The sequence below is a fragment of the Sulfitobacter mediterraneus genome (assembly GCF_003054325.1).
GTDB lineage: Bacteria > Pseudomonadota > Alphaproteobacteria > Rhodobacterales > Rhodobacteraceae > Sulfitobacter > Sulfitobacter mediterraneus.
This window is the reverse complement of sequence record NZ_QBKU01000005.1, coordinates 61,986-75,988: the sequence shown is the minus strand read 5'-3', so window position 1 is coordinate 75,988 and position 14,003 is coordinate 61,986. Positions and strand designations below refer to the sequence as shown.

Here is a 14,003-nt window from a genome sequence, read left to right as displayed (position 1 = left end):
GATCGCGCCCGGATCAAAAGAAAACAGCCCCGCGCAGGCAGGGCCGTTTTGACAAACCACAACAGGATTTACCCGCCGCAGCGTTTTCCCGCGTCTTCCACAGCGGCGGTAAAGCCCAGCAGAGAAAAGGTATCTTTGGTGTTGGTGCCGCGCCCGGACCGGCCCGCAAGGATCGCAGTCGCGCCGCGTTTCATCGCCGTGATGATCTTGGCATCGTCATCGGTGGTCGCAGGCCAGGCCCATTCGCCTTCGGTGAACAGCTCAAACGTGTTACCGGAGATATCCATGTTGACTGTGGAACCGGCCGCAAACGGATAGCCGCCGGTAAAGGCAACCTGACCCTTGGCACCGGCAGAGGGACGATAAAAAACCATAAGCAGGGTTTGACCCCGGTTCACCGCCACAACGCGCCCGTCGCGGGTGTTTACAGATTCCTTAGGTGTTGAAACGCCCCAGCATTCCGTTGGGTTGTCTTCGACAAAAACGCTCCAATCGGTTTTTGCGGCAACCCGGTTTGTGCTTTGTTCTTGCGCGGCAGCGGGGAATGCGGCAAGGGCCATAAACCCAAACGCATATCCAAGTGTTCTTCCAGTTCGCATCTGTGCAGCCTCCAGCTGACTTCTACCTCAATTTATCCAGATCCCTTGGCCAACCTTAATGTGGATCGCTCTTTTGCTGGGTCTGTTATACTCTCGACAACAAGCATATTAACGCCAAACACGCGACCGACGAAAGCCTGATTGGCAGGTTTTCGCCCACGAAAAGGACGAAATCATGACCAATCCGGCCCCCTTTGCAGAAATTTGGCGCGGTCCCTTCCTCGAAAGCGTGCATTCGGGGCATGCGGTGATTTGCGACGGCACTGGCCAGATCGTTGACGCATGGGGCAATCCAGAGGCGGTGATCCTGCCACGCAGCTCTTCCAAGATGATCCAGGCCTTGCCTTTGATCACCTCTGGTGCGGCTGATAAGGCCGGGCTGACAACGGAACAATTGGCGCTGTCTTGCGCCTCTCATCAGGGCGCGGCGATCCACACGGACCGGGTTGCTGTCTGGCTTGAGACACTTGGGCTGAACGATGATGATTTCCGCTGCGGCCCGCAAGAACCCAGCGACACTCCTGCCCGCGAGGCGCTGATCCGGGCTCATGAAACGCCCTGCCAGATCCACAACAACTGCTCGGGCAAGCATTCAGGGTTCCTGACGCTGAACCAGCATCTGGGCGGCGGCGCGGATTACGTTGACCCCGACCACCCGATCCAGCGCGCATGCCTTGAGGCGTTTGAGACCGTTACGCAGGAAACATCACCGGGCTATGGCATTGATGGCTGTTCTGCGCCGAATTACGCCAGCACCTTGCATGGTATGGCCCGCGCCATGGCCCATTTCGCCAATGCAGCGGAGGGCAGCGCAGAGGCGCGGTTGCATCAGGCAATGCGCCTGCACCCCGAATTGGTCGCCGGCGAAGGGCGGGCCTGCACCGAATTGATGCGTGCGATGGATGGCAAAGTGGCACTTAAGACCGGTGCCGAAGGGTTCTTTATCGCGATCCTGCCCGAGCAGAAACTGGGTATCGCGCTCAAGGCGGCCTGCGGCACCACCCGCGCGGCGGAATGTGCCATCGCGGCCTTGCTTGTGCGTTTGGGGGTATTGGACGCCAATCACCCCGCCACGTTGAAGCGGCTGAATGCGCCGATCAAAAACTGGCGGGGGATTGAAACAGGTGTTCTGAAACCAGCGGCGGGCCTGAACTGACCCGCCGGACCGGTCTTACATTTCAACGATAGGGGCGACTTCGGCGGTGCCGCTGCCATCTGCGACCATCGGGCAGGCCGCCGCCATTTTGCAGGCCGCCTCGATGCTGTCCGCTTTGACAATGGTAAAACCCGACAAAGGATTTGATCCACCATCATCAGCGATCCCGCCGGAGCTGACCGTCTTGGACATGCCGACGGGATTGCCGGGATGGACAACACTTTCACCCAGATCTTTGTACCACGCCTCCCAAGCGGCCATTACCTTGGCGCCCTCTTCGGGTGTCTCGGGCATTTTCCCGCCGTGATAGGCAAACATAAACTCTGGCATAATTTCCTCCTCCTAATTTTTGGTTTCGATGCTCAACAGGCGCTCAAGCCGTGACAGTGGGCCGCCCCAACCTCTTTCGTGTTGTGCTGCAATATCGTCCGAGACCAACTCGCGGTGATCCACCACCAACCGCGCCCCTTTGGCGGTTTCGGCGATGGTAAAGGTGACATGGCTTTCGGGCCCGCGCTGGTCCTCTTCGTCGTGCCAGCCCCAAGTGAAGCCGATGATGTCATGCGGTGAAACCCGTGTGACTTGACCGGACAGTTTGAACCGGTTGCCTTCTTCGCTGCGCATGTCGGCAAACCACGGTCCGGTGCGCGAGAAATCAAGTTGTTCCTCGATCATGATCCAGCCGTCATGCCCCCACCATTGCACAATGTGGGACTGGGTGGTCAGCACCTCGAAAAGTCGTTTCTGTGTGACGGGAAATTCCCGTTCCAGTCTGATGTCACTCATTGTGCGCACCCCCCTCCTCAGCCAAAATCGCATCCAACCGGTCAAGGCTGGCCTCCCAAAAGCTACGGTGCGCAATTGTCCAATCCACAATTGCGCGCATCGATTCCGGGGCAACACGGTAATATCGTTTGGTGCCATCCGCCCGCTGTGTCACCACACCCGCCTCGCGCAGCACCTTGAGATGCCGCGAGACCGCGGGCGGCGACATGCCGACATGTGAAACAAGATCACCCGCAGGCAATTCGCCCCGCTGCATCAGCTCTTCCACCACCGTCAGGCGGGTTGGATCAGCAAGGGCAGCAAAAGTGCGGGTCATGTTGTTCATGACCTCAACTTAACAGATTCGTTAATTAAGTAAACCGTTAAGTATTAAAGCCAAGTTAAGTCGCAAAATCGTCGCGGCTAAAGCCCTGCACAAACAGCAGCGCGGTGAGATCGCCGTGATTGATCCGGACATCACATTGCGCGGCAACAGTCGGCTTGGCATGCAGTGCAACGCCAAGCCCTGCGCGGGTCAACATGCCCAGATCGTTGGCCCCGTCACCAACCGCCAGAACATCCTCATCGGTAAGGCCCAGTCGGGCGGTGATCTGCTCTAACGCATCAACTTTGGCCTGTTTGCCGAGGATCGGCATGCCGACTTCACCAGTCAGCTTGCCATCTGCGATTAGCAGGGAATTGGCGCGGTTTTCGTCAAATCCAAGCGTGCCTGCGACCTTGGCTGTAAAGGCGGTGAATCCGCCAGAAACCAATGCCGCATAGGCACCATGCGCCTTCATGGTGGCCAGCAGGGCCGCGCCGCCCGGCATCAGGGTGATACGTTCTGCCAGCACCTTATCGATCACGGCAGCGTCCAGCCCTGCCATCAGGCCAACCCGTTCCTTGAGCGCCCCGTCAAAATCCAATTCGCCGTTCATCGCGCGGGCGGTGATGTCTTTTACGCGCTCGCCTACGCCTGCTTCATCCGCCAGCTCATCAATGCACTCTTGCTGGATCATCGTGCTGTCCATGTCCGCCAGCAGCATCTTTTTGCGCCTGCCTTCGGTGGGCACCATCACAAGATCCACCCCCATATCCTGACAGGTTTCCCAAACCTCCCAGAGATTCGCAGGGACGGTCTGCACGTTAAACTCCGCCGCTTCATCCGGTGAGAGCCAAACCGCATCTCCGCCGCCCCACGCGTTGCGCAGGCTTTCAACCAAGGCAGGCTCAAGCCCCTTTGTTTCCGGAGAGGTGAGCAAAACAACTGTAAACATGGGGAAGTTTCCGATCCGCGCCAATGATGTCGCAAAAAGCGACCCAAGCGGCGTTCTAGCCCCGTTTTGCGGCTTGTGCCAGAGGTCGCCTGCCCGTATTTCGATCCGTGGGACACCCTTCCCCAACGAAGGGCGCATATCTGAGAGGGTAGCATTCATGGCTATTGAACAACCGGCAACGCGGCCGGCCAATCCGCGTTTTTCTTCTGGCCCCTGCGCCAAAATCCCCACATTCGATCTGAACAATCTGTCGGACGCCCCGCTTGGCCGCTCGCACCGTGCCGCTGTCGGCAAGGCAAAGCTGCTTGAGGCGATCGAGACAACTCGCGAGATCCTTGGCGTGCCTGCCGATTACCGGATCGGCATTGTGCCCGCCTCTGACACCGGCGCGTTTGAGATGGCTATGTGGTCCATGCTGGGCGAACGGCCGGTGCAAATGGTCGCTTGGGAAAGCTTCGGCGCGGGCTGGGTCACGGATGTGGTCAAACAGCTCAAGATTGAGGCAACAACCCACACCGCCGAATATGGCGAGATCGTCGATATGACGACGCTGAATTATGACAATGACGTGTGTTTCACTTGGAACGGTACCACCTCAGGCGTGCGCATGGCCAATGGCGATGCGATCCCAGAGGGCCGCGCGGGTTTGACTCTGTGCGATGCAACATCCGCCGCCTTTGCGATGGATCTGCCGTGGGACAAGCTGGATGTGACAACCTTCTCTTGGCAGAAGGTTCTGGGCGGTGAGGCGGCACATGGGATGCTGATCCTGAGCCCACGCGCGGTCGAACGTCTGGAAAGCTATACGCCCGCGTGGCCCCTGCCCAAAATTTTTCGCATGACCAAAGGCGGCAAGCTAAACGAAGGTATTTTCCGGGGCGAGACGATCAACACGCCCTCCATGCTGTGTGTTGAGGATTATTTGCAAGCCCTGACTTGGGCCAAATCCGTTGGCGGCTTGCAGGGCATGATCGCCCGTGCCGATACCAACGCGCAGGCCGTGGCCGATTTTGTCAAAGCTCATGACTGGATTGATTTTCTGGCGGCTGATCCTGTCATCCGCTCCAACACCTCGGTTTGCCTGAAGTTCTCCGATGAGCGGATCACCGATGGCGCAGCCTTTGCCAAGGCTGTGGCCAAGCGGCTGGCGGATGCGGATGTGGCACTGGATATCGGCGCCTACCGCGATGCCCCTCCCGGCCTGCGGATATGGTGCGGTGGCACGGTGGAAACCTCAGATGTGGCCGCCATGTTGCCGTGGCTCGCCTGGTCGTTTGAGGCCGAAATCAACGCCTGAGCATTGGCGGGATCTATCCCGCCCTACCCATTCTTGCGGCGGGGATTGCCCCGCCACACCTCCCCCATTCAATAAAGGACCAGACCCATGGCTCCCAAAGTTCTCATCTCCGACAAACTCAGCGATGCAGCTGTGCAAATCTTCAAAGATCGCGGCATTGACGTCGATTTCCAGCCCGATGTGGGCAAGGACAAAGAAAAGCTGGCCGAGATCATCGGCAATTATGACGGTCTCGCTATCCGCTCTGCCACCAAGGTGACGGAAAAGATTTTGGCCGCGGCGGACAATCTCAAGGTCATTGGCCGCGCCGGGATCGGCACTGACAACATCGACAAAGAGGCCGCATCCAAGAAGGGTGTGATCGTGATGAACACGCCCTTTGGCAACATGATCACCACAGCCGAACACGCGATTGCGATGATGTTTGCCGTGGCCCGCCAAATCCCTGAGGCCAGCGCGTCGACTCACGCAGGCAAATGGGAAAAATCCAAGTTCATGGGGGTCGAGCTGACCAGCAAGACCCTTGGTGTGATCGGCGCGGGCAACATTGGCGGCATCGTTTGTGACCGGGCACGTGGGCTCAAGATGAAAGTCGTGGCTTATGATCCCTTCCTTGGCGAAGAAAAGGCCGAGAAGATGGGCGTTGAAAAGGTTGAACTGGATGAGCTGCTCAACCGCGCTGATTTCATCACCCTGCATGTGCCCTTCACCGAGGCGACCGCCAATATCCTGAGCCGTGAGAACCTTGAGAAAACCAAGAAAGGCGTTCGGATCATCAACTGCGCGCGCGGCGGTCTGGTGGATGAAGAGGCACTGGCCGATCTGCTTAAGTCCGGTCACGTCGCTGGCGCCGCCTTTGATGTGTTTGCCAAGGAACCGGCGACAGAGAACCCCCTGTTCAACCTGCCCAACGTGGTTTGCACGCCGCACCTTGGCGCGGCCACATCTGAAGCGCAGGAAAACGTGGCGCTACAAGTGGCAGAGCAGATGTCCGATTACCTGCTGACTGGCGCGGTTTCCAACGCGCTGAACATGCCGTCGGTCACTGCCGAAGAGGCCAAAGTGATGGGGCCATGGGTCAAACTGGCCGGGCATCTGGGCGCGTTCATCGGCCAGATGACGGATGAGCCGATCAAGGCGATCAACATCCTTTATGATGGCACCGTGGCCGAAATGAACCTTGATGCGCTCAATTGCGGTGTGGTTGCCGGGATCATGAAACGCGCCAACCCGGATGTGAACATGGTCAGCGCCCCCGTGGTCGCCCGTGAAAAGGGCATCCAAATCAGCACAACCAATCAGGACAAATCAGGGGTGTTTGACGGCTATGTCAAAGTCACCGTTGTGACGGAGAAGCGCGAGCGTTCCGTGGCTGGCACTGTGTTCTCTGATGGCAAGCCGCGGTTCATCCAGATCAAGGGCATCAACATCGACGCCGAGGTCGGTGCGCACATGGTCTACACCACCAACGAAGACGTGCCGGGCATCATCGGTGCCTTGGGTCAGACCATGGGTGAGAACGGCGTGAACATCGCCAACTTTACCCTTGGTCGGTCCGAGGCAAAGGGCGAGGCAATTGCGTTGCTTTATGTGGATGATGTCGTGCCAGCCTCTGTCATCGACAAACTGCAAGGCACAGGTCTGTTTACGCAGGTTAAACCGCTCGCGTTTGAAGTGGCTTAAGATCAATCGTTGGCGCGGCAACGGCTGCGCCAACTCCCTTGAAGTTTCAGCTTTGCCGCGTCCGCAGCACCACCGCCAGAAACAACAGCATACTGACCAGGGCAACAACCGATCCGACCTTGGCCAGCACATCGGTACCGCCCGATAGCACCACTGCAATTCCCGGAACGATCAGGATCAGCCCTGTCAGCGAGACGATCAAATGAATCCGAGCCAAGCCATTTTGCGCCGCTGCGGGCACCACATGGTAAAACACCGCAAACAGCGTCATTCCGACCCAGCCTATCAGGTTGAGGTGTCCATGTGCCGGTGAAAGATCGTGGTTTTGCGAGGCGGACATTTGGATGCCCCAAACCATACCGCAAATCCCCGACACGATGCCGGCCAACAAGAAATAGAGCGCAATTCCTTTCATAATGGTCCCCGTTTGAAATGCTTGTAATTCACGTGACTACAGGCTGATTGTCGCTAGCGCAGGGTTGCATACCCGGCGGCATATCAAAAATTTATTATTTGTATTATCATCATACAGAATATGGATTTACGCACCTTTGATCTCAATCTCCTGCGGGTTCTGCGCGCCTTGCTAGAGACCCATTCCACCACCCGTGCGGGGCAGATGATCGGTCTGTCCCAACCAGCGGTTTCGGCCGCGCTGGGGCGGCTCAGGGAGCATTTGAAAGATCCTCTGTTTGTGCGGATCGGCCCCCGGTTGGAGCCCACAGATTACGCCCTAACTCTGTCAGAACCGCTGCGCCGTATTCTGGATCAGACAGAAGCCATATTGTCAGGGCCACCTGCGTTTGATCCTCTGGAGGCGCAGGACAGTTTTCGCGTGTCCGGTAGCGATTTCTTTTCTGAATTGTTGATGCCTGATCTGGCCACTTTTCTGTGCCAGACCGCACCGGGTGTGCGGGTGCAAATGGTCGATCTGATGCCAGGTCAGCACGGCGGCAAACTGGAAAACCATGAGATAGATCTGGCGCTTGCGCCGCATTTTGAGATCCCCGGCTGGATGGATTGGCGGCCCATTTTTGAATCTCCCATGGTGATGGTCGCACGTGGTGACCACCCTTGCCTTGATGGCCTGCCGCCTTCTTCCGCGCTTGACCTTGAGACCTACTGTACCCTTGGCCATATCTTGTTTTCGCCAGAAGGAAACTATGCCGGAACCGGAGATACCGCCCTGTCGCGGATCGGTAAAACCCGCCGTGTCGTGATGAGCCTGCCTGTCATGCATGGGGTGTGCAGCACGGTGGCCAAGACCGATCATCTGGCGCTGATCCCGCTGCAAATGGCGGTAAAGATGGCAGCCACCCACGGCCTTGCCATCCGGCCCGCCCCGATGCCGATTGAAGTTCCGCTCGTCGGGATGAGCTGGCATCGCAAACATACCACAGCACCAGCCCACCAGTGGCTGCGCGACAGTATTGCGGATCTGATGTCCGCGCTCGACCAACCGGGCAGGGGTTTGCCGCTTTAGACACCGCAGACCAACCTTTTCATTTCGGGCCGCGTCCGCTACCAGCGATCTCATGACAGAGCAGATTTATGCCATCGGCGATATTCACGGCCAATTGGCCGAATTGCAGCGGGTTCTTGGCCTGGTCGAACAGGACGGCGGACCGGACGCAAAGATCGTGTTCCTCGGCGATTACACCGATAGAGGCCCAGACAGCAAAGCGGTGTTGGACTTGCTGATTGACGGTCAGTCACAGGGCCGGAATTGGCATTTCATTCTTGGCAATCATGACCGCATGTTCACGCATTTCATGGAAGAAACGCCGCGGCACGACCCACATTTGCCCATCAATCTTTATTGGCTTCATCAACGGCTTGGCGGTGACACCACCTTGGCGTCCTATGGGGTAGAATTTGTAGAGACCGATCGCAAGTCGGAGGTGCATGAACAGGCACGATCCGCCGTGCCGCAGGCGCATGTCGATTTTCTTTCCGGATTGGACCTGTCCTATCAGAACGAAGAGTTGTTTCTGTGTCATGCAGGGATCAGACCCGGTGTTCCGCTTGCCGATCAGACCGAGCACGATCTGATCTGGATCAGGCAGGAGTTTCACAATGATCCGCGCCAGCATCCAAAGCTGATTGTCCACGGCCATACGCCGGTGGCCAAGGCCACGCATTATGGCAACCGCGTCAATCTCGACAGTGGCGCGGGTTTTGGCAAACCCTTGAGCGTTGCAGTGTTTGAGGGTGTTGATTGCTGGCTGTTGACCGATCAGGGCCGCACGTCATTGGTGCCTTCCGCCTAATCTTGCGCTGCGATGGCATCGATTGACGGCGCAACACCTGCAAAATCAACGGCGCTGAGCACCGGAACGCCTGCGCCGCGGATCTCGTCCATCGCGGCGCGGCTTTGGGCATCTGGCCCCGGCCCTGGCTCGCGCAGAACCACCGCCATCACCCGCCCCGGATGGCGCAGTACAGCATCGCGGTAGACCATTGCATCATGCTGGCCCGTATCCCCCATCAAGACATAGCCAAGCTGCGGATTGGCCGCCATCAAAAGGTCAATCGCGCCGCCTTTGTGATCGCCATGGGTGCCGGTCACAAATTGGGTCTGGCTGAGCCCCAGATCGCGCAGAAATTTTGGGCCTTTCACCAGATCAGCCAGATGAAAAATCCGGTCAAGAAAGTGGTGCAGGTTCCACGGACTTGAGTTGACATAATAGACCGGGTTCCGCCCCCCTTCTGAAAGTAATTGCAGGCAAGTGACTGCATCAGGGAAGATCCGCCGCGTCAGCGCATTGCCGGTCAGCGAATTCCACAGATTGCGGATCAGGGAATAGGCACCGGTTTTGAGAACCGTGTCGTCAATATCCGAAATGATACCAAACCGTGCTGTCCCGTCCGGAACCAGCACCGGACAAAGGGTTTGCCCCGTCTGCCCTGCGATGGTGACAGGGATATCCACCCAGCCGCTTTGCCGGTCTCGGGGCAATAGCAACGTGAAATAACCTTCATCGTCGCTGATCGCATTTATCTTGCCTGATTGAACCGTAACGTTGGCCACTTCGTCCGTCAGAAACAGCGAGAACATCTGCTTGAAATTGACCCACCGCGATTGGGTGGGGGTGGGCGCATTGCGGCGCAAGGCGGTCAACACCCTGCCCCGCACCACGATATGATCGGGATTGGCATAACCGATGTAGGGCTCAATGATCCGCCGTGGATCACGCTGCCCTTTGATCCGGTCCAGCAGGCGCTCGGCCCGCCATGCAATTGCGTGCAGTGTTTTCTTGATCATAAGAGGCTAACGCCGCAGCCGGGGGATTGGATCCCTCCAGCCGCGACAATACCTCAGGTCCAGTCCAGAACCACCTTGCCCGATTGACCCGATTTCATCGCGGCGAACCCCTGTTCGAAGTCATCGACCCCAAACCGATGGGTGATGATTGCCGAGATGTCCAAACCGTTTTCCAGCATGGCAATCATCTTGTACCAAGTCTCAAAAATCTCGCGGCCATAGACGCCTTTGATGGTGATCGCCTTGAACACGATGCGCGACCAATCCACAGGGCTTTTGCCCGGCGGTATACCCAACATGGCAATGCGTCCGCCCATCGTCATCGCCTCAACCATCTGGTCAAGTGCGACCTGATTGCCGGACATTTCGAGACCCACGTCAAACCCCTGTTTCATCTTCAGACGCGGGATCACATCACGCAAATCGTCCTTGGCAACATTGACCGGCACAACATCCGTGACCTTTTGCGCCAATGCCAGACGATCCTCGTTGATGTCGGTGATCACTACATGCCGTGCGCCCACATGCCGCGCCACAGCAGCGGCCATGATGCCGATTGGGCCGGCCCCGGTGATCAACACATCCTCGCCCACCAGATCAAAGCTGAGGGCGGTGTGCACAGCATTGCCCAAGGGATCAAGGATCGCACCGATATCGTCTGAAATCTCATCCGGCAGCGGTACGACGTTGAACGCGGGCAGGCGCAAATATTGGGCAAATGCGCCCTGTTCATTCACCCCGATACCGCGCGTGGCCGGATCAAGGTGGAACTTTCCCGCACGGCTCTGCCGCGAGTTCTTGCCGATCAAATGCCCCTCGCCAGAACAGCGCTGCCCAATCTCAAGCCCTTCGACATTGCGGCCAAGCTCGACAATCTCACCGGCAAACTCATGCCCGGTGATCATCGGCACAGGCACTGTCTTTTCCGCCCATTCATCCCAATTCCAGATGTGGATATCGGTGCCGCAGATGCCGGTCTTGTTGATCCGGATCAGCACGTCATCTGGGCCGATCTCCGGCACGGGCGCGTGGGTCATCCAAAGCCCTTCGCGGGCGTGCAGCTTGGACAGGGCTTTCATTTCATTGGTGGTCATTTTGATCCTCCCACAGATCCGTGGACAGGTATTTCAGCCCGCTGTCACAGACGATCATCGCAACGGTTCCGCCGCGCTCGGCCCCGCGCAGCAAGGCAATGGCGGCGGCCAGATTTGCGCCCGCGGAATAGCCACCAAACACCCCCTCAAGCTGCGCCAGCATTCGCGCCGCATCGCGGGCCTCTGGTCCGGTGACAGCCAGCGTTCCGGCAATATTGGTTGCCTCAAGATGGGTAAGGTCAGCCATGGCATAGCCGCCACCCTGAATGGGGTGGTTCGGATCAGATACGGGATGGCCCGCGATCACCTCGGCGCCAGCAGGCTCAACCGCATAGCAGCGCACACCCTTTGGCGCCAACGCCTGCGCCACGCCGGCCAGTGTCCCGCCTGATCCGGCAAAATCGCAGAACGCCGTGACCGTACCGCCAGATTGCGCCCATAGCTCTGGCCCGGTGCCTGTTTCATGGCCTGCGGGATTGCCCGGGTCTTCGAACTGATCGGCGCGAAAGGCACCCGTCTGTTCGGTGATCCGCCGCACCTCTTGATCGACTTCCTCAAGATCCGCCGCTGTCACCTGACCGGAAATGCCGCCGCTGGCTTGTGGCACAATCACCACCTCGGCGCCCAACCCGCGCATCATTCGGGCACGTTCAGTGGAATTGCCCGCGCTCATCACCGCCGTAAACGGATGACCCAAAACGCCGCAGACAATCGCAAGACCCGTACCCATGTTGCCAGAGGTCAGTTCGACAACCGGCTGACCGGATTTGAGCCGCCCATCTGCGCGGGCCGCCTCAATGATCTGCCGGGCGGCGCGGTCTTTCTTGGAATAGCCGGGCAACAGGTTGTCCAACTTGGCCAGAATCCGCCCCTCTAGCCCCAGGTGCGCGGTGATACGGCTCAGATCGACAAGCGGGGTATTCCCGATCACGTCAATCACTGAGGCTTTGATATCCGTCATTTCAACACGCCGCAGGCTTTGCCCGCTGTTTCAAATGCAACCAAGGCGCGGTCCAGTTCATCGCGAGTGAGGGCTGCGTTCATCTGGGTTCTGATCCGGGCCTGCCCGCGCGGCACCACCGGAAAGAAGAATCCCGATACATAGACGCCTTCTTCAAACAATCGCGCCGCCATGTCCTGCGCCAGCTGTGCCTCGCCCAGCATCACGGGCACAATCGGATGTTCCCCCGGCAGCAGATCAAAGCCAAGCCGTTCCAGACCGGCGCGCCAATAGGCGGTGTTTTCAAACAGCTTGGCCCGCAGATCATCACCCTGCATCACCAGTTCCAAAGCCTTGATCCCCGCCGCCACGATGGACGGGGGCAGTGAATTGGAAAACAGATATGGCCGCGCCCTTTGGCGCAGCAGATCGATCACCGGTTGCGGTCCGGCGATATACCCGCCAATGGCCCCGCCCAGCGCCTTGCCCAAGGTGCCGGTCAACACGTCAACATCGACGCCAAAATGCGCCGGCGTTCCTGCGCCCTGCGGACCCATGAAGCCGGTGGAATGGCAATCATCGACCATCACCAGCGCCTCATACTTTTGCGCTAGCGCGGCAATCTCCGGCAGCTTGGCCAGATAGCCATCCATCGAGAACACACCGTCGGTGGCGATCATGATGAATCTTGCGCCGTCCTCACGGGCCTGTTTCAGTTGCCCTTCAAGATCGGCCATATCGCTGTTGGCATAGCGATAGCGTTTCGCCTTGCAGAGCCGGATCCCGTCAATGATCGACGCATGGTTCAACGCATCGGAAACGATGGCATCTTCTGGACCAAGAAGCGGCTCAAAAAGACCGCCGTTGGCATCAAAACAAGCGGCAAACAGGATCGAATCGTCCTTGTTCAGAAACGTTGCGAGCTTTTGTTCCAGCTCGCGGTGAATGTCTTGGGTGCCGCAGATAAACCGCACGGATGCCATGCCGAACCCTTTGGGGTCCATCGCGGCTTCGGCCGCTTGGATGAGGTCGGGATGATCGGCCAAACCGAGGTAATTGTTGGCACAAAGGTTGATCACCTTTCGGTCGCCCACGGTGATCTCGCCGCCCTGAGGCGAGGTGATCAGACGTTCGCGTTTCATCATACCTTCGGCGTCAATCTGGGCGAGCGTTTCGGTGAGATGGTCAAGATAGGCTTGGGTCATGATGAGGCTCCTTTGCGGGCCCTCTATCATATCGGAAGCATTTCCGGAATAGCAGAAATCTACTATCACGGATTTTTTCCGTCATTCTGGAATGTCAGGCGTCCTGTACCACAAGGAATGCCCGCGCCGCGCCGCCTTGTGCGGTGATCTTATGATGCAGATCCGCTGCATAGCGAGCGGTATCGCCCTGCTCCAACCGGCTGCTGGCCTCTCCGCTGATCACTTCGACAACACCGCTGACGACAGTCAGGTGTTCGCGTGCGCCGCGAGTGTGCGGCTGGCTGTCCAGAACGCCGCCTGCATCCATCAACAGTTCATAAACCTCATGTTTCCCGGCCTCTTCGGGCGGGGACAGGATACGAATGCGGCAGCCACTGCCCAGATTATTGATCGTCGGGACATCTGCAGCCCGCAACACTTCGATCAGATCTTTCGCCGGTGCACCGTCAAGCAATCCGGCAAAATCCACCTGCAAGGCCCGTGTGAGGTTCCACAATGTCGCAATGGTCGGGCTGGATTCGCCGCGTTCGATCTGGCTGACCATGGAGCGGGACACGCCAGAAAGTTTCGCCACTGCATCCAGCGACAAACCCTGACTTTGCCGCGCTTCTTTGAGGCGGGCGGGCAAATGGGTTAGGATAGCGTCATCGTTTTCCGACATGACGGACAGATGCGCCTTGGCCGCTGACAAAGTCAAGAGAGTGGACACATGCCTGTGACGG

General features: G+C 58.2%; 16 protein-coding genes. 5 read left to right on the top strand and 11 right to left on the bottom strand.

Annotation, left to right across the window (positions count from 1 at the left end; genetic code table 11):
* Positions 1-68: 68 nt before the first annotated feature.
* Positions 69-599: an invasion associated locus B family protein gene (locus C8N31_RS09590; RefSeq protein ID WP_025049268.1), complete on the bottom strand. Its 531-nt coding sequence runs from the start codon at positions 597-599 to the stop codon at positions 69-71.
* 175 nt (positions 600-774) lie between these two features.
* Between C8N31_RS09590 and C8N31_RS09585 the strand changes: the two genes are divergently transcribed.
* Entirely contained in the window at positions 775-1,755 is a 981-nt protein-coding gene (locus C8N31_RS09585; protein ID WP_025049267.1) for an asparaginase, read from the top strand.
* 15 nt (positions 1,756-1,770) lie between these two features.
* Here C8N31_RS09585 and C8N31_RS09580 read toward each other — a convergent pair whose 3' ends face one another.
* From C8N31_RS09580 to serB, 4 genes are read right to left on the bottom strand one after another with little or no spacing between them, the layout of a single operon-like run.
* Complete coding sequence (locus C8N31_RS09580; RefSeq protein WP_025049266.1) at positions 1,771-2,085, bottom strand: YciI family protein; 315 nt, start codon at positions 2,083-2,085, stop codon at positions 1,771-1,773.
* Between the two features lie 12 nt (positions 2,086-2,097).
* Complete coding sequence (locus C8N31_RS09575) at positions 2,098-2,541, bottom strand: SRPBCC family protein (RefSeq protein ID WP_025049265.1); 444 nt, start codon at positions 2,539-2,541, stop codon at positions 2,098-2,100.
* Positions 2,534-2,866 (bottom strand): ArsR/SmtB family transcription factor, encoded by a 333-nt coding sequence (locus C8N31_RS09570; protein ID WP_025049264.1) that lies wholly within the window; start codon positions 2,864-2,866, stop codon positions 2,534-2,536. Before C8N31_RS09570 ends, C8N31_RS09575 begins: the two co-directional genes overlap by 8 nt.
* 55 nt (positions 2,867-2,921) lie before the next feature.
* Positions 2,922-3,797: a phosphoserine phosphatase SerB gene (gene serB / locus C8N31_RS09565; RefSeq protein WP_025049263.1), complete on the bottom strand. Its 876-nt coding sequence runs from the start codon at positions 3,795-3,797 to the stop codon at positions 2,922-2,924.
* 157 nt (positions 3,798-3,954) lie between these two features.
* On the opposite strand from serB, the gene C8N31_RS09560 reads away from it, so the two are divergent.
* On the top strand, positions 3,955-5,094 hold the full coding sequence (locus C8N31_RS09560; RefSeq protein WP_025049262.1) for a phosphoserine transaminase: 1,140 nt from the start codon (positions 3,955-3,957) through the stop codon (positions 5,092-5,094).
* An 87-nt stretch (positions 5,095-5,181) separates the two neighbouring features.
* Positions 5,182-6,777 (top strand): phosphoglycerate dehydrogenase, encoded by a 1,596-nt coding sequence (gene serA, locus C8N31_RS09555; protein WP_025049261.1) that lies wholly within the window; start codon positions 5,182-5,184, stop codon positions 6,775-6,777.
* Positions 6,778-6,823: 46 nt separating this feature from the next.
* Here the strand turns inward: serA and C8N31_RS09550 are convergent, their stop codons facing one another.
* Positions 6,824-7,192 (bottom strand): hypothetical protein, encoded by a 369-nt coding sequence (locus C8N31_RS09550; RefSeq protein ID WP_025049260.1) that lies wholly within the window; start codon positions 7,190-7,192, stop codon positions 6,824-6,826.
* A 120-nt stretch (positions 7,193-7,312) separates the two neighbouring features.
* Between C8N31_RS09550 and C8N31_RS09545 the strand changes: the two genes are divergently transcribed.
* Together C8N31_RS09545 and C8N31_RS09540 are read left to right on the top strand one after the other, a co-directional pair.
* Positions 7,313-8,260 (top strand): LysR family transcriptional regulator, encoded by a 948-nt coding sequence (locus C8N31_RS09545; RefSeq protein WP_025049259.1) that lies wholly within the window; start codon positions 7,313-7,315, stop codon positions 8,258-8,260.
* 52 nt (positions 8,261-8,312) lie between these two features.
* Positions 8,313-9,047: a metallophosphoesterase family protein gene (locus C8N31_RS09540; RefSeq protein WP_025049258.1), complete on the top strand. Its 735-nt coding sequence runs from the start codon at positions 8,313-8,315 to the stop codon at positions 9,045-9,047.
* Here C8N31_RS09540 and C8N31_RS09535 read toward each other — a convergent pair.
* The 5 genes from C8N31_RS09535 to C8N31_RS09515 form a co-directional block, all read right to left on the bottom strand.
* A complete protein-coding gene (locus tag C8N31_RS09535) occupies positions 9,044-10,042 on the bottom strand; it encodes a phosphatase domain-containing protein (protein WP_025049257.1) in 999 nt (332 codons plus the stop codon). The two genes, C8N31_RS09540 and C8N31_RS09535, sit on opposite strands and share 4 nt — an antisense overlap.
* 53 nt (positions 10,043-10,095) lie before the next feature.
* The gene (gene tdh / locus C8N31_RS09530) at positions 10,096-11,136 is read right to left on the bottom strand and encodes an L-threonine 3-dehydrogenase (RefSeq protein ID WP_025049256.1); all 1,041 of its coding nucleotides are present in this window, start codon (positions 11,134-11,136) and stop codon (positions 10,096-10,098) included.
* Positions 11,123-12,097 (bottom strand): PLP-dependent cysteine synthase family protein, encoded by a 975-nt coding sequence (locus C8N31_RS09525; RefSeq protein WP_025049255.1) that lies wholly within the window; start codon positions 12,095-12,097, stop codon positions 11,123-11,125. Before C8N31_RS09525 ends, tdh begins: the two co-directional genes overlap by 14 nt.
* On the bottom strand, positions 12,094-13,281 hold the full coding sequence (locus C8N31_RS09520; protein ID WP_025049254.1) for a glycine C-acetyltransferase: 1,188 nt from the start codon (positions 13,279-13,281) through the stop codon (positions 12,094-12,096). Before C8N31_RS09520 ends, C8N31_RS09525 begins: the two co-directional genes overlap by 4 nt.
* Before the next feature lie 94 nt (positions 13,282-13,375).
* Positions 13,376-13,942: a helix-turn-helix domain-containing protein gene (locus C8N31_RS09515; RefSeq protein ID WP_025049253.1), complete on the bottom strand. Its 567-nt coding sequence runs from the start codon at positions 13,940-13,942 to the stop codon at positions 13,376-13,378.
* Between the last annotated feature and the right edge of the window lie 61 nt (positions 13,943-14,003).

What these genes read in the sequence shown, in the direction of transcription:
- C8N31_RS09580 (WP_025049266.1), bottom strand. Translation starts at nt 2,085, where the DNA reads ATGCCAGAGTTTATGTTTGCCTATCACGGCGGGAAAATGCCCGAGACA.
- C8N31_RS09540 (WP_025049258.1), top strand. Translation starts at nt 8,313, where the DNA reads ATGACAGAGCAGATTTATGCCATCGGCGATATTCACGGCCAATTGGCC.
- tdh (WP_025049256.1), bottom strand. Translation starts at nt 11,136, where the DNA reads ATGACCACCAATGAAATGAAAGCCCTGTCCAAGCTGCACGCCCGCGAA.
- C8N31_RS09560 (WP_025049262.1), top strand. Translation starts at nt 3,955, where the DNA reads ATGGCTATTGAACAACCGGCAACGCGGCCGGCCAATCCGCGTTTTTCT.
- C8N31_RS09575 (WP_025049265.1), bottom strand. Translation starts at nt 2,541, where the DNA reads ATGAGTGACATCAGACTGGAACGGGAATTTCCCGTCACACAGAAACGA.
- C8N31_RS09570 (WP_025049264.1), bottom strand. Translation starts at nt 2,866, where the DNA reads ATGAACAACATGACCCGCACTTTTGCTGCCCTTGCTGATCCAACCCGC.
- C8N31_RS09520 (WP_025049254.1), bottom strand. Translation starts at nt 13,281, where the DNA reads ATGACCCAAGCCTATCTTGACCATCTCACCGAAACGCTCGCCCAGATT.
- C8N31_RS09590 (WP_025049268.1), bottom strand. Translation starts at nt 599, where the DNA reads ATGCGAACTGGAAGAACACTTGGATATGCGTTTGGGTTTATGGCCCTT.
- serB (WP_025049263.1), bottom strand. Translation starts at nt 3,797, where the DNA reads ATGTTTACAGTTGTTTTGCTCACCTCTCCGGAAACAAAGGGGCTTGAG.
- C8N31_RS09525 (WP_025049255.1), bottom strand. Translation starts at nt 12,097, where the DNA reads ATGACGGATATCAAAGCCTCAGTGATTGACGTGATCGGGAATACCCCG.
- C8N31_RS09585 (WP_025049267.1), top strand. Translation starts at nt 775, where the DNA reads ATGACCAATCCGGCCCCCTTTGCAGAAATTTGGCGCGGTCCCTTCCTC.
- C8N31_RS09545 (WP_025049259.1), top strand. Translation starts at nt 7,313, where the DNA reads ATGGATTTACGCACCTTTGATCTCAATCTCCTGCGGGTTCTGCGCGCC.
- C8N31_RS09535 (WP_025049257.1), bottom strand. Translation starts at nt 10,042, where the DNA reads ATGATCAAGAAAACACTGCACGCAATTGCATGGCGGGCCGAGCGCCTG.
- serA (WP_025049261.1), top strand. Translation starts at nt 5,182, where the DNA reads ATGGCTCCCAAAGTTCTCATCTCCGACAAACTCAGCGATGCAGCTGTG.
- C8N31_RS09550 (WP_025049260.1), bottom strand. Translation starts at nt 7,192, where the DNA reads ATGAAAGGAATTGCGCTCTATTTCTTGTTGGCCGGCATCGTGTCGGGG.
- C8N31_RS09515 (WP_025049253.1), bottom strand. Translation starts at nt 13,942, where the DNA reads ATGTCGGAAAACGATGACGCTATCCTAACCCATTTGCCCGCCCGCCTC.